This is a genomic window from Devosia alba (assembly GCF_039938915.1).
Lineage (GTDB): Bacteria > Pseudomonadota > Alphaproteobacteria > Rhizobiales > Devosiaceae > Devosia > Devosia alba.
The window spans coordinates 138842-158174 of sequence record NZ_JBDUUI010000003.1; the positions used below are offsets into that span (position 1 = coordinate 138842).

At 64.0% G+C, this 19333-nt stretch carries 25 protein-coding genes; 18 read left to right on the forward strand and 7 right to left on the reverse strand.

Annotation, left to right across the window (positions count from 1 at the left end; genetic code table 11):
* Positions 1 to 34: 34 nt before the first annotated feature.
* The 4 genes from ABFY71_RS05800 to ABFY71_RS05815 are packed head-to-tail and all read right to left on the reverse strand — an operon-like array spanning position 35 to position 3238.
* Positions 35 to 1135: a MotE family protein gene (locus tag ABFY71_RS05800; RefSeq protein WP_347945077.1), complete on the reverse strand. Its 1101-nt coding sequence runs from the start codon at positions 1133 to 1135 to the stop codon at positions 35 to 37.
* The gene (locus ABFY71_RS05805) at positions 1132 to 1560 is read right to left on the reverse strand and encodes a DUF6468 domain-containing protein (RefSeq protein WP_305580174.1); all 429 of its coding nucleotides are present in this window, start codon (positions 1558 to 1560) and stop codon (positions 1132 to 1134) included. Before ABFY71_RS05805 ends, ABFY71_RS05800 begins: the two co-directional genes overlap by 4 nt.
* Complete coding sequence (fliM, locus tag ABFY71_RS05810) at positions 1560 to 2735, reverse strand: flagellar motor switch protein FliM (protein WP_347945079.1); 1176 nt, start codon at positions 2733 to 2735, stop codon at positions 1560 to 1562. The genes ABFY71_RS05805 and fliM overlap by 1 nt, the downstream gene beginning before the upstream one ends.
* Entirely contained in the window at positions 2735 to 3238 is a 504-nt protein-coding gene (locus ABFY71_RS05815; protein ID WP_347945080.1) for a flagellar basal body-associated FliL family protein, read from the reverse strand. Before ABFY71_RS05815 ends, fliM begins: the two co-directional genes overlap by 1 nt.
* Positions 3239 to 3528: 290 nt before the next feature.
* Between ABFY71_RS05815 and flgF the strand changes: the two genes are divergently transcribed.
* The 14 genes from flgF (at position 3529) to arsH (ending at position 15405) form a co-directional block, all read left to right on the forward strand.
* Positions 3529 to 4266 (forward strand): flagellar basal-body rod protein FlgF, encoded by a 738-nt coding sequence (flgF, locus tag ABFY71_RS05820; RefSeq protein ID WP_347945327.1) that lies wholly within the window; start codon positions 3529 to 3531, stop codon positions 4264 to 4266.
* A 15-nt stretch (positions 4267 to 4281) separates the two neighbouring features.
* Positions 4282 to 5067, forward strand: coding sequence for a flagellar basal-body rod protein FlgG (flgG, locus tag ABFY71_RS05825; RefSeq protein WP_305580180.1), 786 nt, complete (start codon positions 4282 to 4284; stop codon positions 5065 to 5067).
* Positions 5068 to 5080: 13 nt separating this feature from the next.
* A complete protein-coding gene (flgA, locus tag ABFY71_RS05830) occupies positions 5081 to 6025 on the forward strand; it encodes a flagellar basal body P-ring formation chaperone FlgA (protein WP_347945081.1) in 945 nt (314 codons plus the stop codon).
* Between the two features lie 22 nt (positions 6026 to 6047).
* Positions 6048 to 6785: a flagellar basal body L-ring protein FlgH gene (gene flgH, locus ABFY71_RS05835; protein ID WP_305580184.1), complete on the forward strand. Its 738-nt coding sequence runs from the start codon at positions 6048 to 6050 to the stop codon at positions 6783 to 6785.
* 501 nt (positions 6786 to 7286) lie between these two features.
* A complete protein-coding gene (locus tag ABFY71_RS05840) occupies positions 7287 to 8777 on the forward strand; it encodes a carboxypeptidase M32 (RefSeq protein WP_347945082.1) in 1491 nt (496 codons plus the stop codon).
* A gap of 330 nt (positions 8778 to 9107) precedes the next feature.
* The gene (locus ABFY71_RS05845) at positions 9108 to 10715 is read left to right on the forward strand and encodes an ABC-F family ATP-binding cassette domain-containing protein (RefSeq protein WP_347945083.1); all 1608 of its coding nucleotides are present in this window, start codon (positions 9108 to 9110) and stop codon (positions 10713 to 10715) included.
* A gap of 94 nt (positions 10716 to 10809) precedes the next feature.
* Positions 10810 to 11241 (forward strand): curlin, encoded by a 432-nt coding sequence (locus tag ABFY71_RS05850; RefSeq protein ID WP_347945084.1) that lies wholly within the window; start codon positions 10810 to 10812, stop codon positions 11239 to 11241.
* A gap of 63 nt (positions 11242 to 11304) precedes the next feature.
* Entirely contained in the window at positions 11305 to 11688 is a 384-nt protein-coding gene (gene csgH, locus ABFY71_RS05855; protein ID WP_347945085.1) for a curli-like amyloid fiber formation chaperone CsgH, read from the forward strand.
* A gap of 122 nt (positions 11689 to 11810) precedes the next feature.
* On the forward strand, positions 11811 to 12254 hold the full coding sequence (locus ABFY71_RS05860) for a curlin (RefSeq protein ID WP_347945086.1): 444 nt from the start codon (positions 11811 to 11813) through the stop codon (positions 12252 to 12254).
* 93 nt (positions 12255 to 12347) lie between these two features.
* The gene (locus tag ABFY71_RS05865) at positions 12348 to 12704 is read left to right on the forward strand and encodes an ArsR/SmtB family transcription factor (protein ID WP_305576011.1); all 357 of its coding nucleotides are present in this window, start codon (positions 12348 to 12350) and stop codon (positions 12702 to 12704) included.
* Positions 12697 to 13224: an arsenate reductase ArsC gene (locus tag ABFY71_RS05870; protein ID WP_347945087.1), complete on the forward strand. Its 528-nt coding sequence runs from the start codon at positions 12697 to 12699 to the stop codon at positions 13222 to 13224. The genes ABFY71_RS05865 and ABFY71_RS05870 overlap by 8 nt, the downstream gene beginning before the upstream one ends.
* A gap of 3 nt (positions 13225 to 13227) precedes the next feature.
* Positions 13228 to 14286: an ACR3 family arsenite efflux transporter gene (gene arsB, locus ABFY71_RS05875; RefSeq protein WP_347945088.1), complete on the forward strand. Its 1059-nt coding sequence runs from the start codon at positions 13228 to 13230 to the stop codon at positions 14284 to 14286.
* Complete coding sequence (gene arsC / locus ABFY71_RS05880; protein WP_347945089.1) at positions 14283 to 14705, forward strand: arsenate reductase (glutaredoxin); 423 nt, start codon at positions 14283 to 14285, stop codon at positions 14703 to 14705. Before arsB ends, arsC begins: the two co-directional genes overlap by 4 nt.
* A complete protein-coding gene (gene arsH / locus ABFY71_RS05885; protein ID WP_347945090.1) occupies positions 14698 to 15405 on the forward strand; it encodes an arsenical resistance protein ArsH in 708 nt (235 codons plus the stop codon). The genes arsC and arsH overlap by 8 nt, the downstream gene beginning before the upstream one ends.
* Before the next feature lie 83 nt (positions 15406 to 15488).
* Here the strand turns inward: arsH and dksA are convergent, their stop codons facing one another.
* Together dksA and ABFY71_RS05895 are read right to left on the reverse strand one after the other, a co-directional pair.
* Positions 15489 to 15908 (reverse strand): RNA polymerase-binding protein DksA, encoded by a 420-nt coding sequence (gene dksA / locus ABFY71_RS05890; protein WP_305576022.1) that lies wholly within the window; start codon positions 15906 to 15908, stop codon positions 15489 to 15491.
* A gap of 153 nt (positions 15909 to 16061) precedes the next feature.
* Positions 16062 to 16481: a flagellar assembly protein FliX gene (locus ABFY71_RS05895; protein WP_305576024.1), complete on the reverse strand. Its 420-nt coding sequence runs from the start codon at positions 16479 to 16481 to the stop codon at positions 16062 to 16064.
* A 246-nt stretch (positions 16482 to 16727) separates the two neighbouring features.
* Between ABFY71_RS05895 and ABFY71_RS05900 the strand changes: the two genes are divergently transcribed.
* Genes ABFY71_RS05900 through ABFY71_RS05910 form a run of 3 tightly spaced genes read left to right on the forward strand, consistent with a single transcriptional unit; the run spans position 16728 to position 18657 of the window.
* On the forward strand, positions 16728 to 17852 hold the full coding sequence (locus tag ABFY71_RS05900) for a flagellar basal body P-ring protein FlgI (protein WP_371136068.1): 1125 nt from the start codon (positions 16728 to 16730) through the stop codon (positions 17850 to 17852).
* On the forward strand, positions 17852 to 18193 hold the full coding sequence (locus tag ABFY71_RS05905) for a rod-binding protein (protein WP_347945091.1): 342 nt from the start codon (positions 17852 to 17854) through the stop codon (positions 18191 to 18193). The genes ABFY71_RS05900 and ABFY71_RS05905 overlap by 1 nt, the downstream gene beginning before the upstream one ends.
* Entirely contained in the window at positions 18190 to 18657 is a 468-nt protein-coding gene (locus ABFY71_RS05910) for a flagellar protein FlgN (protein WP_305576028.1), read from the forward strand. The genes ABFY71_RS05905 and ABFY71_RS05910 overlap by 4 nt, the downstream gene beginning before the upstream one ends.
* On the opposite strand, the gene ABFY71_RS05915 is transcribed toward ABFY71_RS05910, so the two are convergent.
* Complete coding sequence (locus ABFY71_RS05915; RefSeq protein ID WP_347945093.1) at positions 18641 to 18763, reverse strand: hypothetical protein; 123 nt, start codon at positions 18761 to 18763, stop codon at positions 18641 to 18643. The genes ABFY71_RS05910 and ABFY71_RS05915 overlap by 17 nt on opposite strands.
* Here ABFY71_RS05915 and ABFY71_RS05920 point away from each other — a divergent pair.
* Positions 18762 to 19103 carry a hypothetical protein gene (locus ABFY71_RS05920; RefSeq protein ID WP_347945095.1) on the forward strand — a complete coding sequence of 114 codons (342 nt, stop codon included), beginning with the start codon at positions 18762 to 18764 and terminating at the stop codon, positions 19101 to 19103. The two genes, ABFY71_RS05915 and ABFY71_RS05920, sit on opposite strands and share 2 nt — an antisense overlap.
* Positions 19104 to 19333 lie beyond the last annotated feature (230 nt).

Consider the following 19333-nt stretch of genomic DNA (forward strand, 5'->3'; position numbering starts at 1 on the left):
GGCTTAACGGCGCCTTACTTCAATCGGGAAACCCTTACTGACCCACGATCTGCGGCAGTGCGGCCAGATCGTCCGGCGTCATCTCCGTTGCCGGGCGATCCGCCAGGGCCGCCATCTTGACGGTCAGCTCCTGCGCGCGGGCGGTATCCATCTCGGCCAGGATCGGCGCCATCTTGCGCGGGCTCATGGTCTTGGCCACGCGCAGCAGCACATTCATGTCCAGATTGTTGAAGATGCCGGCCGCATCCTTGGCTTTCATCGTCTCGTACATCGCCACGATCCCGGCGAACTGCCCGGTTTCCATTTCCTGGCGCTGATCCACCAAAGTCGAGATCTGTGCCTCCAGCGCCGATAGCGTCGCGGCCCGCTCCTCGATGCGCCGCTCGGCCGCATCAACGATCGATGCGCGCAGCGCCAGATCGTTCTCGTATTTCTGCAACTCGTCGCGCCGCGCGGCCAGGCGCTGCAGCAGCGCCTGTTCGGTGTCGGTGGTGCTGTCGGTGGACAGCAGCGGCACCGAGCCGCCAATGCCGTCGATCAGCAGGGGCACCGCGTCACCCGATGGCAGGCAGTCCACCATCGACTCGGCAAAGATCGGCATCGGGTCGCCACGGCGCGGCCGCACCTCCGGCTCGGAATCGCTGGGCTGCTCGGGTGCCCCCGCCGAGGCTGGATTGATGATGACGGCGCCATCAGCCGTGATGGCCGCGTCCGATTCCACGCAATATGTGCCGCTGGCCGTCGCCGCGCCGGTTTCGGCCTCGGCCTCGGCCACTGCTGCAGGGTCGGCATGCCCATCGGCAGCAGGTTCTTCCGCCGCGCCAGCATGCGCATCGGCAGCGGGCGCTGCATGGCCTGCCGCTTCGCTCTGCGGCTTCATCGTCGGCGACGGATCGGCCAGCGTTGGCGTGCTGTCCTCCATGGTCGGTTCGCCCGGCAGGGTAGGCGTGTCATCCGCCATGACATTGCTCGTGCTGCCCCCGGCGCTACTCCCGGCGCTGCTCCCGCCCGCCGCCTCAGCCCGGCTCACGCCGGTCAGCACATAGCTGCCATTGCCGACCAGACCCAGCGTCTTGAGCAGCAGCAGCGCGGCAACGGCCATGATGACGACGGGCAGCAGGCGGACATTTTTCACGCGGCTGCTCCACGCGTACGGACCCGGGTCTGCAACTGCTCGAGCGCCGATTTCACCTTGTTGGGCTGTTCCACCGGCTCGATGGCCTGGCTGTGCCGGGCCACGCTGGTGATCCGGGCAATGCGCTCCATCAGCACCGAGCCGGCATTGACGTGATTGGCCAGTTCAATGCCGAACCGCTCGGCCTCTTCCAGCCGCGAATTCAGCGACAGATCCGCTTCAACCGCGGTCTGCTTGAGTTCCTTGATCGCCTGATTGGCCAGATTGGTGGCCCCCACCAGATCGGCCACCATTTGCCGCATCACATCCTTGTCGGCATGCAGCATCTTCAAGCGATGGTTGAGAACGATGCAGTAGCCGATAGTCAGCGCCAGCAGGATGGCGACCGCACTTTCCACGAACAGTCCTAGGGGCAAGCCGAACATCATCGTCCTTCCGTTTCTTCGTCGATCGCTTCAAAGGCTTCCATGGTCACCTTGGGCGGATTGAGCGGGCGGGTCACCCGCACCGATACCAGATTGCCGATATGGCCCATCACGGCCTCGGTCAGTTCGACGCCGCCGCAGCGCAGGCGCACCGGGTCGGTCGGCGTCCGCTCAAACATCAGCGTATCGCCGGCCTGCATGGCCATCATCCGCGACAGTGGCACGTCCTGTTCATGCAGCACGGCCTCTATCGAGACCTCAGCCGAATAGATCTCGGTCGCCAGATGGCCTTCCCAGGTCGCATCGCGGCCGAATTTTTCACCCATGAACATCTGCAGCAGCTGTTCACGGATCGGCTCGATGGTCGCATAGGGCAGCAGGATTTCGATCTTGCCGCCGCGATCATCCATCTCGATGCGCAGCTCGATCAGGATCGCCGCATTGCCCGGGCGCGAGATCGCGGCAAAGCGTGGATTGGTTTCCATGCGCTCGAGCTTGAAATTGACCTGCGTCACCGGCTCGAACGCGCGATGGGTATCCTCCAGGATCACCTCGATCATCCGCCGCGCTAGGGCCAGCTCGATGGTCGTATAGGGCCGCCCCTCGATGCGGATATTGCCACCGATCCGGCGGCCGCCGAGCAGCACGTCGATCATCGAATAGATCAGGCTGGAATCGACCGTCAGCAGCCCGTAGTTTTCCCATTCCTCGGCGCGGATCACCGACAGGATGGCCGGCAGCGGGATCGAGTTCAGATAGTCGCCGAACCGCACCGACGAGATGGAATCCAGCGTCACTTCCACATTGTCGGAGGTGAAATTGCGCAGGCTCGTCGTCGCCAGTCGCACCAGGCGATCGAACACGATTTCGAGCATTGGCAGGCGTTCATAGCTCACCAGCGCCGAGTTGATCAGCGCCTGCACGCCGGTCAGTTCGACATTGCTGCCGATGCTGGCGTCAAAGCCCAGCAGGCTGTCGATTTCGTCCTGGTTGAGTACGCGGTCGGGCGCGCCCTCGCCGTCCCCGGTATCGCCTTCCAGCATCGCTGCCCATTCGGCAGTGGCTTCGGCGGCCTTTTCCTCTTCGGTCTGCTCAACAGCGGCGTCGACCGGCACCACGGTGCCGTCCAGATCCCAATCGTCGCTGAGTTTGTCCTGGTCGCCTGGCTCTGCCATTACTGTACCAGAATTTCCTTGAACAGCACCGACTCCACCCGCGAGGGGTAGATCGCCACGTTCACGCGCCGCAGCAGCTCTTCCTTGAGACGATACACCCCGGCCGAGCCTTCCAGATCGGATTTGCGCAATTCGCGCAGATAGACCTGGAACGCGTCGATCACCTTGGCCATGCGCGGCTGGATTTCCAGCATCATGGCTTCATTGGTGACTTCGAGCGCCACCGTCAGCTTCATGAAAGCCTCGCCATCGGCCTCATTGTTGAGGTTGATGACCATGGGCGGCAGGTTGAAGATGAAGGTGTTTGCCACTTCGATGACGCCGCCCTCGACGCCGGCGGCCGCAGCGCCATGCTCTGCCTCGGCCGTTCGCGACGACAACATGTAGAACGTGCCCGCGCCGGCCAGCAGAACCACCACGGCCACGGCACCGATAATGATGAAGAGCTTGGGCATCCCCTTCTTGACGGGCGCGTCGTCGTCGATTTCCGTATCAGCGGCCATTGGATACCTTGCCAGAACTCAAGCCTTCCCGGACGATTCCGGCAATATGACCAGCTAAGCGCCCCATGGTTAACGAAAGGTTACAAAATCCCCTTATGCGGCAGATATTGCCGGGTAAGTTTTGCCGGGCACGGCAAGCCTGATCCGGCAGCCCATCCGCATCGATAAGCTTATCCATCTGATTTTATTAAATTTTTTAAACTGGCATGGTTTCTGCAATGTTACCGGCGAGACCATCGGCTTGGGGAAGCTGGCGGTTTCGGGGAAGTTAACAGCGGGGATCAGCAATGATCGAAAATGCGCAACTGATAGGCCTGAGCCGGCAAATCGCGCTGCAGCGTCAGATGGATGTGGTGGCCAACAACATGGCCAACATCAACACCACCGGTTTCAAGGCCGAGGACCTGCTGTTTGAGGAATTCATCATGCCGGTCGCCCGCGACCGCGATTTCCAGGGCGGCGACCAGCCTCTCTCCTATGTGCAGGACTGGGCGACCATCCATGATCTGAGCGGCGGCGCCATGGTGCAGACCGGCAGCGAGCTGGATGTGGCGCTCAATGGTGACGGCTTCTTCGCCATCCAGACCCCCGCCGGCGAGCGCTGGAGCAAATCGGGCGCCTTTCAGCTGAACGCCGGCGGCACCCTGGTTGATACCAGTGGCAATCCGGTCCTGGGCCAGCGCGGCCCCATCACCTTCGGGCCCGAGGAAACCGGCATCCTGATCGGCAAGGACGGCACCGTCAGCTCCAGCGCCGGCCCCAAGGGCACGCTGCGCCTGGTCGAGTTTGACAATCCGCAGGCCCTCACCCGTGAGGGCAGCAATCTCTATGCCGGCGGCACGCCGACCACCGCCACCGATACCCGCGTCATGCAGGGCTTCATCGAAAAATCCAATGTCTCCGGCGTTACCGCGATGGCCGAGATGATCCGCGTGCAGCGCGCCTATGAAAGCGCCGCCTCGCTGGCGAGCAGGCAGGACGATTTGCGTCGTTCCGCCATCCAGCGTCTCGGCGACGCCAACGCTTAACCCTGAGGACCGGCCATGAAAGCTCTCTATATCGCATCGACCGGCATGAGCGCCCAGGAACGCAATGTCGAAGTCATCTCCAACAACATCGCCAACATGCGGACCACCGGCTACAAGCGCGCCCGCGCCGAGTTCGAGGATCTGCTCTATCAGCAGATTACCCGCGCCGGTTCGCAGAGCTCGGCGCAGGGCTCGGTGATCCCGGCCGGCGTTGAAATCGGTTCCGGTGTCCGCACCGTCGCGACCCCGCGCATCATGAGCCAGGGCACCGTCAACATGACCGAGGGCGAACTCGACGTCGCCGTTCGCGGCGAGGGCTTCTTCGCCGTCCAGATGCCCGATGGCCGCACCGCCTATACCCGCGATGGCTCGTTTGAGCGCTCGCCCGATGGCGAACTGGTCACCTCCAACGGCTACCCCATCGAACCCGGCATCGCCATTCCCGGCGACGCCACCTCGGTTGCCATCTCCCAGGATGGTCTGGTCTCCGCCTTTGTCGGCGGCGACAGCACCCCCACCCAGATCGGCCAGCTCCAGCTCGCCCGCTTCGTCAACAAGGCGGGCCTGTCATCGCTGGGCGACAATCTGTTCATCGACACCCCGGCCAGCGGCCCCGCCCAGATCAGCGTGCCCAATGCCGAGGGCACCGGCAACCTGCTCCAGGGCTATCTGGAAATGTCCAACGTCAACTCGGTCACCGAGATCGCCGACCTCATCGCCGCCCAGCGTGCCTACGAGATGAACGCCCGCGTCATCTCGGGCGCTGACGAGATGATGAAATCCACCAGCCAGCTGCGCTAGAGGAGTAGTCCAGATGATCGTCCGTTCCGCCATCACCGCCATCACCATCCTGCTGCTCAACGCCAGCGCCCTGGCCGCCCCCATGCTCAAGGGCGACGTCACCGTCACCGCCGCCATCGTCACCGCTGGCGATCTGTTTGAAGGGGCCGGGCTTGCCGCCGAACATGGCCTGTTCCTGGCGCCCAGGCCCGGCACCACCGGCAATGTCGATCTCGCCGCCATCCGGGCGGCAGCCGCCCGCATCGGCATTGAATCCTTCGAGACCGGCGGGCTGGACCGAATACACGTCAGCCGGGCCGCCACGATTGTCGATCAGCACCTGCTGACCGGCCTGATCACCGCCAATTTGCAGCAGCGTGGCATTCTGTCTGACGGCATGAGCGCCAACACCGTGTTCTCCACCGCCTTCAGCGCCATCAATGCCGAAGCCGTCGACCAGCCCGCCAGCGTCACCAGCCTGCGCTATCTCCCCGGCACGGGCGCCTTTACCGCCCGCTTTGCCATTGCCGGCCTGGATCAGCCGCTCGATCTGTCCGGTTCGATCGAGCTGATGATTGAAGCCCCTCATCTGGTCAGCAACCTCCCCGCCGGCACCGTTCTGGACGCCAGCAATATCGTGATGCGGTCCGTGCCGCTGCGCTACGTCGAAACCACCGGCATTCCCCGGCTGCAGGACATTGTCGGCCAGGCGCTCACCCGCCAGAGCCGCGAAGGCATGATGCTGAAGCCCGCCGATGTCACCGCCCCGCTGACGGTCGCCAAGAATGACGCCGTCACCATCTATTTCCGCCGCGGCCCGATGACCCTCACCGTCAAGGGTCAGGCCGTCACCGGCGCCACCCTCGGCGCGCCACTGCAGGTGCTCAACCTGATGTCCCGGCGCGTTATCAGTGCCACCGCCATCGCCGCCGGCGCCGTTGAAGTGAGCGCTGAACCGCTCGCTCTGGCCCGCCTTTAATCGCCTTCAGGAGACGCCCAAAATGAACATTCTCAAGCTCGCAACCCTCCTGACGCTGACCATCGGTCTGGCTGGCTGCAACACCATGGATCGCCTGGCCAATGTCGGCAGCGCGCCGGCGCTGAGCCCCATCGTCGACCCCACCACCATGGCCGGCTATCAGCCCGTCAACATGCCGATGCCGCAGGCCATTGCCGACACCTACCAGGCCAATTCGCTCTACCGCACCTCGGCCAAGGGCTTCTTCAAGGACGAGCGCGCCCACCGCATTGGCGACATTCTGACCGTCGTGGTCACCGTCAATGACAGCGCCAAGATCGCCAACAACACCCAGTCCAGCCGCGGCTCCAGCAATACCGCGGGCATGGGCGGCATTCTCGGCGCTGCCGTGTCCACCGCCTCGCTCGGCGAAATCGACACCAATGACGCGGTCAACTTCAACTCCGGCATGACCAATACCGGCAAGGGTTCGGTCAACCGTTCGGAAAGCCTGCAGACCTCGGTGGCCGCCGTGGTGACCCAGGTCCTGCCCAATGGCAATCTGGTCATCGAAGGCCATCAGGAAGTCCGGGTGAACTTTGAAGTGCGCGATCTGGTGGTGGCCGGCATTGTTCGTCCCTCCGATATTCAGGCCAACAACACCATTCCATCCTCCAAGATCGCCGAAGCCCGCATCGCTTACGGTGGCCGCGGCCAGATCACCGATGTGCAGCAGCCGCGTTACGGCCAGCAGGTAATGGACGCCATCCTGCCCTTCTAGCTTTCCCTTTCCGGGCGGCACATTCCCCAATGGTGCCGCCGGGCTCCCCGGCAGTGAACAGAAGTTCCTGCCCGGCCAGTTCCAGAATAGAGCCGGCCTCCCCGAGGCGCAGTCCCCCGGCTGCGCCTCTTCCCTTTTTTCGGCATAGACAGATCCGCTCCCGCTAATCCCCGCCCCCTGCACCCGTGCCATACTCATGTCCATCACTCCGCATGGGCGGCCTGCAGGCGAACAGTGGCGGGGTGAGCCGGGTGTGGTCTTTGCCTGCCACACAGGTTCCAGTCCGGCCGTGTGGGGGCGAGCGATCCCCGTGCCGCCGTACAGTTCCAAAAACCGGCGCCCCGAGGCGGTTTCGTCTCACTATTTTTACTTTACCAGAGGCGAAAGCCGTCTCGGGGTCCGCTCGCTTGTGACAACCGCATTTCAGGCGGCGCCTTGGCGTGCTTGCCCCTCGCCGCCAGCTATGGAACACCTTGGTCCTGTTCTGTTCGGAGTCTGACCTTGTCCTTCCAAAAACTCGACGATCTTGGCCGCAAACTCGAATCGCTGGAACATGCCCTCTCCATCCTGGGCGCTGACGAGGCCACCCACATGGCGGTCGGTGGCGGCGAAAAGCGGGCCGAAGCCATGGCCAATCTGGCCGGCATGTATCACGCCCAGGCCACGGCCCCGCAAATCGCCGACTGGATCGAGGCCGCCCGCCCCGAAACCGAAGACCAGACCCTGGCGCTGGCCGAATTCCGGCGCCAATACATCAACGCCACCTGCCTGCCCACCGAATTTGTCGAGCGCCGCACCGCCGCCACCATGCGTTCCGAACAGCTCTGGCGCGAGCTGCGCCCCAGGGGCGATTGGGACAGCTTCCTGCCGGCGCTGGAAGGCGTCGTGGCCCTCGTGCGCGAAGAGGCCCAGCTGCGTGCCGACGCGCTGGGGCTGGCCCCCTATGATGCGCTGATGGATCAGTACGACCCCGGCAACCGCACCGCCGATCTCGACCCGGTCTTCGCCGATCTCAAGAACTTCCTCACCGGCTTCGTGCCGCAGGCGCTCGACGCCCAGGAGGCCCGCCTCGCCAGACGTCCGCGCAAGCCGCTGAACGGCCCCTACCCGATTGATAGGCAGCGCGAACTGGGCCTGGCCGCCATGCGCGCCGTCGGCTTTGATTTCACCCATGGCTCGCTCGCCGTCTCGCACCACCCCTTCTGCGGCGGCGTGCCCACCGATGTGCGCATGACCACGCGCTATCGCACCGACGAGTTCCTCAGCGCGCTGATGGGCGTGCTGCACGAAACCGGCCACGCCCTTTACGAGCAGGGCCTGCCCAAGGCGTGGTCGCACTGGCCGCTGGGCAAGGCGCGCGGCATGGGCATCCATGAAAGCCAGAGCCTGTTCGTGGAAATGCAGCTCGCCCGCAGCCCCGAATTCTGGGAATTCGCCCTTCCGCTGGTGCACCTGCATCTGGGCGAGGATGCCATCCCCGGCTGGCAAACCGCCGATATCCTGAGCGAGGTGAACTTCGTCCAGCGCGGCTATATCCGCGTCGACGCCGACGAGGTCACCTATCCGCTCCACGTCATCCTGCGCTACGAACTGGAGCAGGATCTGGTCGCGGGCAAGCTCGAGGCCAGCCAGATCCCCGAGGCCTGGGACGCCAAGATGACCGACTATCTCGGCATCTCCACCATCAACGACCCCAAGGACGGCCCGATGCAGGACGTGCACTGGCCCGGTGGCGCCTTTGGCTATTTCCCCAGCTACACCCTGGGCGCCATGATCGCCGCCCAGCAATGGGCCGCGCTGGAACAGGCCCAGCCCAACCTGCGCGCAGACATCGCCAGGGGCGATTTCACCGGCGTCAACCAGTGGCGGGCCGAGCATATCTGGAGCCAGGGCTCGCGCTGGTCGACCCCCGAACTGATCACCAAAGCGACGGGTCAGCCCCTTAACGCCGACATCTTCAAGGCCCATCTGAAGGCGAGGTACTTGGCGTAAGTCTGGATGTTTCAGTCGACACCCTCCCCCTTGCGGGGAGGGATCAAGGGTGGGGGGCGGTTGGCCCGAATATCGGGGCTCTCAACACCCCCTCCCAACCTCCCCACAAGGGGGAGGGAGACGATGAACACAGGCCACTGCGCTGGCGCCTCCCTCCCCTTGATGGGGAGGGATTGAGGGTGGGGTGACGGGCTGAACACCGGATACCCAAACTTGACATCCTGGCCCCGCTGCCTATCTTCCCCCCACACGCAGCACTGACCGGACGGTACCCCATGGATAGCACGATGACCGACTGCCTCGCCCGCATCGCTCATCTGGAATCCGTCCATGCCCGTCTCCGTTTCCCTGCACCAGCTCTCCTGGTCCACGCCCGATAACCAGCCGCTTTTCACCGATCTCGAGCTCTCCTTCGGCCCCGGCCGCACCGGGCTGATCGGCCGCAACGGCACGGGCAAATCCACCCTGCTCCGCCTCATTGCCGGACTTGTCCCCCCTGCCGCCGGATCGGTTACCCTTGCGGGAACACTCGGCATGCTGGAGCAATCGGTACAAGTGGAACATGACGCGACCGTCGCCGACCATCTCGGGGTTTCCCAAGCCATGGCTTTGCTCGACCGGCTCGAACAGGGCCGGGGCAGCGTCGAGGATGCCGGCGAGGCGGACTGGTCCCTGCCTGGCCGCATCCAGGCGGCGCTGCAGCAGGTCGGCTTGCCCGAATTGGCCCCCGACCGGCGCCTCGATACGCTCAGCGGCGGCCAGCGCACCCGCCTGTCGCTGGCCCGGCTGATCCTGGCCCTACCCGATATCATCCTGCTCGACGAGCCGACCAACAACCTCGATGCCGATGGCCGCGAGGCGGTGGCCAACCTGCTGCGGAACTGGCGTGGCGCCGCCATCGTGGTCAGCCATGACCGCGCTTTGCTGCGCGAAATGGACGCCATTGTCGAGCTGACCAGCCTGGGCGCCCGCACCTATGGCGGCAATTGGGATCTCTACGCCGAACGCAAGGCCTTGGAGTTGGCCGCGGCCGAGCACGATCTGGCCAGTTCGGAACGCAAAATTGCCGAGATCGACCGCAAGCTGCAGGCCGTGGCCGAGAAGAAGGCGCGCAAGGACGGCGCGGGCAAGCGCAAGGCGGCCAAGGGCGACATCCCCCGCATCATGCTGGGCGGCATGAAGGAGAATGCCGAAAATACCAGTGGTGAAGGCGCCCGCCTCGCTGACCGCCTGCGCAGCAAGGCCGCCGAGGCCGCCAGTGCCGCCCGCGCTCGGGTGGAAGTGCTCACGCCGTTGACCGTAACCCTGACCCCCACCGGCCTGCCCCAGGGCCGCACCGTGCTGGAGGCCGATACGCTCAGCGGGGGTCCCGATCCGCTCAACCCAGTCATCCGCGACTTTTCCCTGCATCTGGCCGGCCCCGAGCGCGTCGCCATCACCGGCCCCAATGGCGCGGGCAAGACCAGCCTGCTGCGCTTGCTCACCGGCGACCTGCCGCCCGTGTCCGGCACCGCCCGCATCCACCTGGCTTTTGCCCTGCTGGACCAAACCGTCAGCCTGCTTGATCCGGCCCTGAGCATTCGCGACAATTTCCGCGCCCTCAATCCCGAGGCCGACGAAAACACCTGCCGCTCGGCTCTGGCCCGCTTCATGTTTCGCGCCGATGCTGCGCTGCAGCGCGTCGGCACGCTCAGCGGGGGCGAGACCTTGCGGGCGGGCCTGGCCTGCACCATTGGCGGCAATGCCCCGCCGCAACTGCTGATCCTGGACGAACCGACCAACCATCTCGACATCCAGTCCATTGCCCAGGTCGAAGCCGGGCTGCGCGGTTACGACGGCGCCCTGCTGGTGGTCAGCCATGACGCGGCTTTTCTCGACGCCATCGGCATTACCCGTACCATCGCCCTGGGCGCTGCCCCCATCCTGAACCCAGGCTGAATTGCGGGTTCAGGCTCGGTTCGACGGCACGAGTCTATCTCTGGGTCATCGGCAAGAAGCGCTTCGCAGGAAGTGCAGCCAGCAGGAGAGACCCATGCAGCGCACCATCGTCACCACCGCAATCGCCGCCATCATCGCCATCACCGCCCTGCCCGCCATGGCCAATGACGTCTTCATCGACCAGTCCGGCTACAGCCACAGCGCCGGCGGCAGCCAGACCGGCTGGTACAACCGCCTCGGCGTGCAGCAGAGCGGCAGCTGGAACACTGCCACGGGCCGCCAGACCGGCGACCGCAATATTGGCGCCATCGGCCAGCAAGGTCGCTACAACCGGGCCGAAACCATCCAGCGCGGCAATCGCAACGCCGCCGGCATCGGCCAGTTCGGCGACAACCACAACGCGATCATCAGCCAGGACGGCAATGGCAACATCACCGCTGGCGTGCAGGTGGGCAATGGCTGCAACGCCAATGTCGTTCAGGGCGGCAGTGGCAATGTCACCGCCTTCGTCCAGGTCTGCGACTAATCCCCGTCACCGCAAGCTGACACTACAATGTCGGCCAGCCGCATTCACCAGGAGGATATGCCAATGACCTCGTTCACCCGGGCCCTGCCCCTGCTCCTTGGCCTCGGCATGGTGGCCGGCGCTGTATCCGCCGGCATGGCCAATGCCGATACCCCCACGCCCCGCTGCACCATTGTCGAGCACACGCAGAATGGCATGCGCAGCATCGAGGGCTCCGTGCTGAGCCCCAGGGCAATCACCGGCGAGTATCGCCTTGCCATCAAGACCCGCACAAACGGCAATTCGTCCAGCGTCAGCCAGGGCGGGGTCTTTGCCGCACCCGCCGATGAGCCGGTCTCGGTCGGCCAGGTAATGATCAATGCCGAGGCCCGCTACAGCGTGGATTTTTCCATCACCGTGGGCGGCCAGACCATCGCGTGCGTCCCGCCCGGCGCGCTCTTCACATGAGGCGCCGCCGCTTGGCGCCGGCTGAACCGGAAATGAATGCACCGCTCCAAACCGGTTCAGCCAGCCTCCTTCAATCTCTGTCCATTGGCTGCAAAGCATCAGCGTCAAACGGGAGAAACGCCATGACCACCAGCAAGACCACCAGGATCACCACCAAACTGCTCAAGCTATTCGTTCCCGCTGCTACCGCCCTGGTCATTGGCGTGGCCGGCATGACCACACCGGCCACCGCTGGCGGCCAGTTCACCTTCAGCTATGCCCCCCAGGGCAGCGAGCAGCAGCAGGTGCTCAGTCTGGGCCTGCTGGCGCTCTCGCTGGTCAATGGCGTGTCCGATCCGGGTGCCAATGTGCGCCAGCACGGCAATTTCAACAGCGCAGGGGTCAATCAGGGTGGGCGCAACAATAGCGGCCTGATCGTGCAGGAGGGCAATGGCCATCACGGCACCATCGAGCAGCGCGGCGACAACAACAATTGCGCCCTTCTGCAGTTCGGCGAAAACACCCATGGTCAATGCGCTCAGTTCGGCAACAACCAGACCGGCCTGACCACCGTCTTCGGTTTTTGATCAGCGCCACCGCAACACACCAGCGGGGCCAGCCGGCCCCGTTTGGCGTTTCAGGGGTTTACAGTCGCTCAATCCATCGATAAATCTCGATATATGGAATCCAATCAGGCTATCGACGTCTTCGCCGCCCTCTCCCAGGCCACCCGTCTCGACGCCTTCCGGCTTGTCATGGCCCATGAGCCGCAGGGCCTGCCCGCCGGCGAGATCGCCCGTCATCTCGACGTACCGCAAAACACCATGTCGACCCATCTGGCCATCCTGACCCGCGCCGGTCTGATCGAGGCCGAGCGCCAGGGCCGCTCCATCGTCTATCGTGCCGTGATTGAACGCGTGCGCGAGATAACGAACTTCCTGGTGCAGGATTGCTGCGGCGGCCGTCCCGAACTGTGCGACCCGCTGATTGCCGATATCACCCCCTGTTGCAGCCCCAAGGAAGCGCACCATGCCTGATCGCGTCTACAATGTCCTGTTCCTGTGCACCGGCAATTCGGCCCGCTCCATCATCGGCGAGGCCGTGATGAACCACATTGCCGGTGATCGCTTCCGCGCCTTCTCCGCCGGTTCCACGCCCAAGGACGGCGTTCACCCCATGTCCCTCAAGGTGCTTGAGGATGCCGGCATTCCCACCCAGGGCCTGCGCTCGAAATCCTGGGACGAGTTCGCCCTGCCCGACGCGCCCAGGATGGATTTCATCTTCACCGTCTGCGACAACGCCGCTGGCGAGACCTGCCCGATCTGGCCCGGCCACCCCATGACCGCCCATTGGGGCCTCAGCGATCCCGCAGCCGTGACCGATGTCGCGTTCAAGCAGCGGGCGGCCTTCGAGGATACCCTGCGTTTCCTGCGCAACCGCGTCACCGCTTTTGCCAGCCTGCCCCATGCCTCGATCGACCGTCTGGCGCTCAAGTCCCGGCTCAGGGAAATCGGCAATATGGAAGGCACCACCAATCCCAGTGGCGAAGTGGCCTGATCCATGTCCCTGTTTGAACGCTATCTTTCGCTCTGGGTCGCCCTCGCCATCATTGCCGGCATTGCCCTGGGGCAGTTTCTGCCCGGCGTCTTCTCCGGCCTGGCAGCCCTCGAAATCGCCCAGGTCAACCTGCCGGTCGCCGTCCTGATCTGGGCCATGGTTTACCCCATGATGATCGCCGTCGATCTCGGCAGCCTGCACCGCATTGCCGAACAGCCGAAGGGCCTGGTGGTGACGCTGGTCGTCAATTGGCTGATCAAGCCCTTCACCATGGCCGTGCTGGGGGTCTTCTTCTTCAAGAGCGTGTTCGCCCCCTGGATTCCAGCTGCCGACGCCGAGGGCTATATTGCCGGGCTGATCCTGCTGGGGGCGGCGCCCTGCACCGCCATGGTATTTGTCTGGTCCCAGCTGACCCGCGGCGACGCCAATTACACCCTGGCCCAGGTCAGCGTGAACGATCTGGTCATGGTGTTTGCCTATGCCCCGATTGTCGCGTTGCTGCTGGGCGTTACCGATATTCCGGTGCCCTGGGGCACGCTCATCCTGTCGGTCCTGCTCTATGTCGTGGTGCCGCTGGCCGCCGGCGTACTGACCCGCCGCTATCTCCTGGGCGGCGATGGCAACACCACCCGGCTTGACGGCTTTATCGCCAGGCTCAAGCCCGCCTCGATGGTCGGCCTGCTCGCCACCGTCGTGCTGCTGTTCGGCTTCCAGGGCAATGTCATCCTGGCCCAGCCGCTGATCATCGCCCTGATCGCGGTGCCCCTGCTGATCCAGTCCTATGGCATTTTCGCCATTGCCTATGCCGCTGCCTGGGCACTGCGGATCCCCCACCGCATTGCCGCTCCCTGCGCCATGATCGGCACCTCCAACTTCTTCGAACTGGCCGTGGCGGTGGCCATCAGCCTCTATGGACTGTCCTCACCCGCCGCGCTGGCGACGGTTGTCGGCGTGCTGGTCGAAGTGCCCGTCATGCTCTCGCTTGTGGCCCTGGCCAATCGGACACGCACGGCCTTTGACGACAATGCCGCCAGAAACCAGAAGGAAAAGCCGGCCCAATGACCGTCACCATCTACCACAACCCTGACTGCGGCACCTCGCGCAATACCCTGGCGATGATCCGCCAGTCCGGCGTCGAGCCGGAGGTCATCGACTATCGCGCCAACCCTCCATCGCGCGCCCGCCTCGAGCAGTTGATCGCCGATGCCGGCCTTTCCGTGCGCCAGGCGATCCGGCAGAAGGACACGCCCTATGCCGAGCTGGGCCTCGGTGATCCCACGCTGTCCGACGACGCCCTGCTCGACGCCATGCTGGCCCATCCCATTCTGATCAACCGGCCCTTTGTCGAGACCCCGAACGGCGTCCGACTCTGCCGCCCGTCCGAAGCGGTGCTCGACATACTGCAGAACCCTGATATCGGGCCCTTCACCAAGGAAGACGGCGAAGTCATCATCGACGCCAGGGGCCGGCGCCTTGTCTGATCTCCCCAATATCGTTGACGCCGCCTTTGCCATCCCCGACCTGACCCAGCTCTCGGAACGTCCCGCCGATCACAAGCCGCGCATCCTCATGCTCTATGGCTCCTTGCGGGAGCGCTCCTATAGCCGCCTGCTGACCTTTGAGGCCCAACGCCTGCTGCAAGCCTTTGGCGCCGAAGTAAAAATCTTCCATGCAGATGGCCTGCCGCTGCCCAATGATGCACCCGATACCCATCCCAAGGTCGTGGAACTGCGCGAACTGATGTTGTGGTCGGAAGGCCAGGTCTGGACCAGCCCGGAGCGGCACGGCGCCATGAGTGCGGTGCTCAAGGCCCAGATCGACTGGATTCCCCTGCCCGGCGGCGCCATCCGGCCGACCCAGGGCCGCACCCTCGCCTTGATGCAGGTGTCGGGCGGCTCGCAATCCTTCAATGCCGTCAACCAGATGCGCATTCTCGGCCGCTGGATGCGCATGCTCACCATTCCCAACCAGTCCTCGGTCGCCAAGGCCTGGCAGGAATTCGACGCCGACGGGCGCATGAAGCCGTCATCCTACTATGATCGGGTGGTCGATGTGATGGAGGAACTGGTCAAGTTCACCCTGCTCAATCGCGGCAATGCCGATTACCTGACCGCGCGCTATAGCGAGCGCAAACAGGCGCTCCTCAGCGCCCGCGAACCAGTCGATGCCAGCGCGGTCTGATTTCCCTGGCGCAATGGGCCGCGCAAGCGCCGTTAACGAAACAGGCCCGCATCGCTGCGGGCCTGTTGCAAGTTTGGTGCGCTCTATTCGTCGCGATAGACCTTTTCACGACGCTCGTGCAATTCCTGGGCTTCCAGGCTCAGCGTCGCAATGGGTCGCGCATCGAGGCGCGCCAGACCGATCGGATCGCCAGTCTCCTCGCAATAGCCGTAGCTGCCGTCTTCCAGCCGCTTCAGCGCCGAATCAATTTTGGCAATCAGCTTGCGCTGACGATCGCGCGTCCGCAGTTCCAGTGACCGGTCACTCTCCGAACTGGCCCGATCAGCCATGTCCGGATGGTTCTGGTTCTCTTCCTGCAGACTGTCCAGCGTCCCCCGGCTTTCGCGCAGAATATCGTCCTTCCACGCGTTCAGCTTGGCTCGAAAATATTCCCGCTGGCGCGGATTCATGAACGGCTCGTCGTCACTGGGCCGGTATTCAATCACTTCAGCAATCGAAGACATCAGCAGACTCAACTCCAATGTGCCCTTTAGGCGGACTGTATATGCGTGCGAGCGCCCCCCCGCAAGCGCACAAATTTACCGGTGATTAACATGTGATTTCGCCTGCGTGTCAGTCCCATAGGCGCTTATCGACAACATTTTGATGAATGTCGCTCACAGCGCGGGATAGCGGCCCAGCTTGGCGAGCTCGACCCGCACCCGCAGGTCGATGTCGTCCAGCACAGCGTCGAGCGCCGGCTCTGAGCGCTCCCGAAGCTGGCTCAGCATCGTCGTCAGGGCGTCGAGCCGTTCCGCACTCACCTGCCCCACCAGCAGGTCGGCCTTGATCTCGTCCAGCGCGTCGAGCAGCGCCCGACCGCGGCGCAGCGCCTTCTTCTTGCCCTCCAGCGGTCCGCCGACCGCCTGCAGCGCCAGTATCGCCTCAATGCCCGTCGTGCTGGCCACCGGCGCCGCACCGGCAACACGGCTCGGGCCATCGACACCAGCCGGCACAAAGTCCGCCCGGGCGCCGGCGCGTCCCGAAGCCCCGGCCTTGCCGGTGCCCGAAGTGCGATTATGGGTGTCGATGCGCAACAGCTGGACTCAATTCAGTTCACTTCCTACCGGCAAAATCTGCCGCAGACCCTTAACAAGGCCTTAACGCACCCGGCAAGAAATGCAGGGCCGGGCCCGCTCAGCCCTCAATCAATCCCGATACTATCAGAATATATCTTTACTATCAAAGGCGTAGCCTGCCCAATTCAAACTGGCACAGTTTTCGCAATGTGATCTCCGAATGCCGCACCATGGGGATGGCGCGGCCCGAATACGGGGACGATGATGACCAGACCATGGATGCACAGACTGATCGCAGCGGCACTATGCGCCGTGTTGACGCTCATGCCTGCCCTCAATGCCCATGCGGCGGCGGCCCGGATCAAGGACATCGTCAACTTCGAAGGCGTGCGCGACAACCAGTTGGTCGGCTACGGCCTGGTGGTTGGCCTCAACGGCACTGGCGACAGCCTCAACAACTCCCCCTTCACCAAGCAGTCCCTGCAATCCATGCTCGAACGGCTCGGCGTCAACACCGCCGGCGAAAACGTCCGCACCGCCAATGTTGCCGCCGTCATGGTCACCGCCAATTTACCGGCCTTTGGCACCCAGGGCTCCCGCATGGATGTCTCGGTTGCCGCGCTCGGTGATAGCGACAGCCTGCAGGGCGGCACCTTGCTGGTGACCCCCCTGCTTGCCGCTGACGGCGACGTCTACGCCATTGCCCAAGGCCCGGTGCTGATCAACGGCTTCAGCGCCGGCGGTGACGCGGCCAGCATTGTCTCGGGTGTCCCCACCACCGGCCGCATCGCCTCAGGCGGCCTGATCGAGCGCGAGATCGATTTCCAGCTCGGTGCCCAAACCTCGCTGCGCCTGGCGCTGCGCAACCCCGACCTGACCACCGCCCGCCGCATTGCCATGGCGGTCAATGATTTCATTGGCGCACCCACCGCCACCCCCGAAGACCCCGCCACCGTGCGTGTCACCCTGCCGCCCGGCTTCAACGGCAATATTGTCGACCTGCTCACCGACATCGAACAATTGATGGTGGAAACCGACCAGACCGCCAAGATCGTCATCGACGAAAACTCCGGCATCATTGTCATGGGCAAGGATGTGCGCGTCTCCAGCGTTGCCGTCGCCCAGTCCAATCTGACGGTTACCATCGCGGAAAACCCCGAAGTGGTGCAGCCCCTGCCCTTCGCCAATGGTCAGACGGCGGTGGAGCCCAATACCACCATCAACGCCAATCTCTCCGATACCGCGCTCTCTGTCGTCAATGAGTCCGTGACCCTGCAGCAACTGGTCGATGGCCTCAACGCCCTCGGCATCTCGCCGCGCGATCTCATCGCCATCCTGCAGGCCATCAAGGCCACCGGGGCCCTGCAAGCCGAAATCGAGGTGATGTGATGCCGGCGCTGAACCAGATCACCAGTGCTGACCGCGCCGGTTCCAGCCTCACCCCCGCGCAAACCGCCCGGGTCCGGCAGCAGGCCGAAGAATATGAGGGCGTTTTCCTCAATACCCTGACCAAGCAGCTGTTCTCCAGCATCAAGACCGACAAGGACGCCATGGGTGGCGGCTTTGGTGAGGAAACATGGCGCTCCATGCAGGCCGAACAGCTTGCCGGCACCATGGCGCAGAACGGCGGCCTGGGCATTGCCGAACAATTACTGCCCGACCTGCTCGCCATGCAGGAAGCGGCCAATAACCAGAACAAGATCATGCCGACTATGGGAGCCTACAAGTGACCGCTGCAGCCCGCCTCAATGCCCTCGACACACTGCCCGCCGACGAATTGTGCCAATTGGCCGCGACGGCTCTGGCCGCCCTGGTCGATGTCATGAACCAGGAAACCACCCTGCTCCGCGCCGGGCACCTCCGTCAGGCCAGCGTCCTGACCCCCGACAAGGCACGGCTGGCCCAGGACTATGTCGGCTTCGCCCGCTCCGTGCAGCGCCAGACCGAGCGGCTCAAGCGCGATGCCCCCCAGGCCATTGACCGCCTGCGGCACGGCCACGAAGCCCTCGCCACCCAGATGGCGGAAAACCTGCGCGTCCTGGCCACGGCCCGCAACGTTACCGAAGACATCCTCACTGACGTCGCCCAGATTGTCGGCCAGCAGAACAAGGCCAGGGCCTACGGCCGCGCCGGCACGATAACAGCAGATCCCGCCAGCTCGGCGCGCGGTATCGCAGTCAATCGCGCGCTGTGATTTGTTCTTTGTTTGATTTAATTGCCATAACTTGAAGTAATCGAAAACAAGCACCTTTGTCGCAACGCTGTCCGATGGTATTTTGCTGATGCAGGGACAGCGTCATGATCACTCCAGTAATGCCCGTCGCGGCCTTATCGGGTTCTATCAATATTACCGAGCTTCGGCCGCGGCCCGCCGCTGCCGAGCGCCCGCTATTGGCTGACAGCACACCGGCAGTAGCAAGGACGCCCACCTCCAGCAGTAACGGTGAGTTTCCGCGCCAGCAGCCAGATCCCCGCCTGCAGCCCCAGCCGCAACGGGACCGCAGTTCGACATTTGCGGCCGCCGTGATTGCCGGCGCCCTGTCGCCAACACCCAAGACCATGGAACAGTTGATCGCGCGTATCGGCGCCAGCACCATCCCCGAGGAATCCCTGGCGCGCCTCAAGGATCTGATGGCCTGACGCAGCCGTAATCTCGACGACCACAATAGGTCAACCCACCGCGGTTTTACGCCTCCAATGCGTTAACAAAACCTCACCAGGATCTCGCGCCGACCCCCGAAATTCCCCGGATTTCGGGCGTTTTTCTATGACGGACGCGACCACGCCCCCTCAAAACTAGTCGTGATTTTCATCCGCCACTTAACGCTTCTTTAGCGGCTGCCGGATGAAGGTGAGCGGGCCTCAGGAAG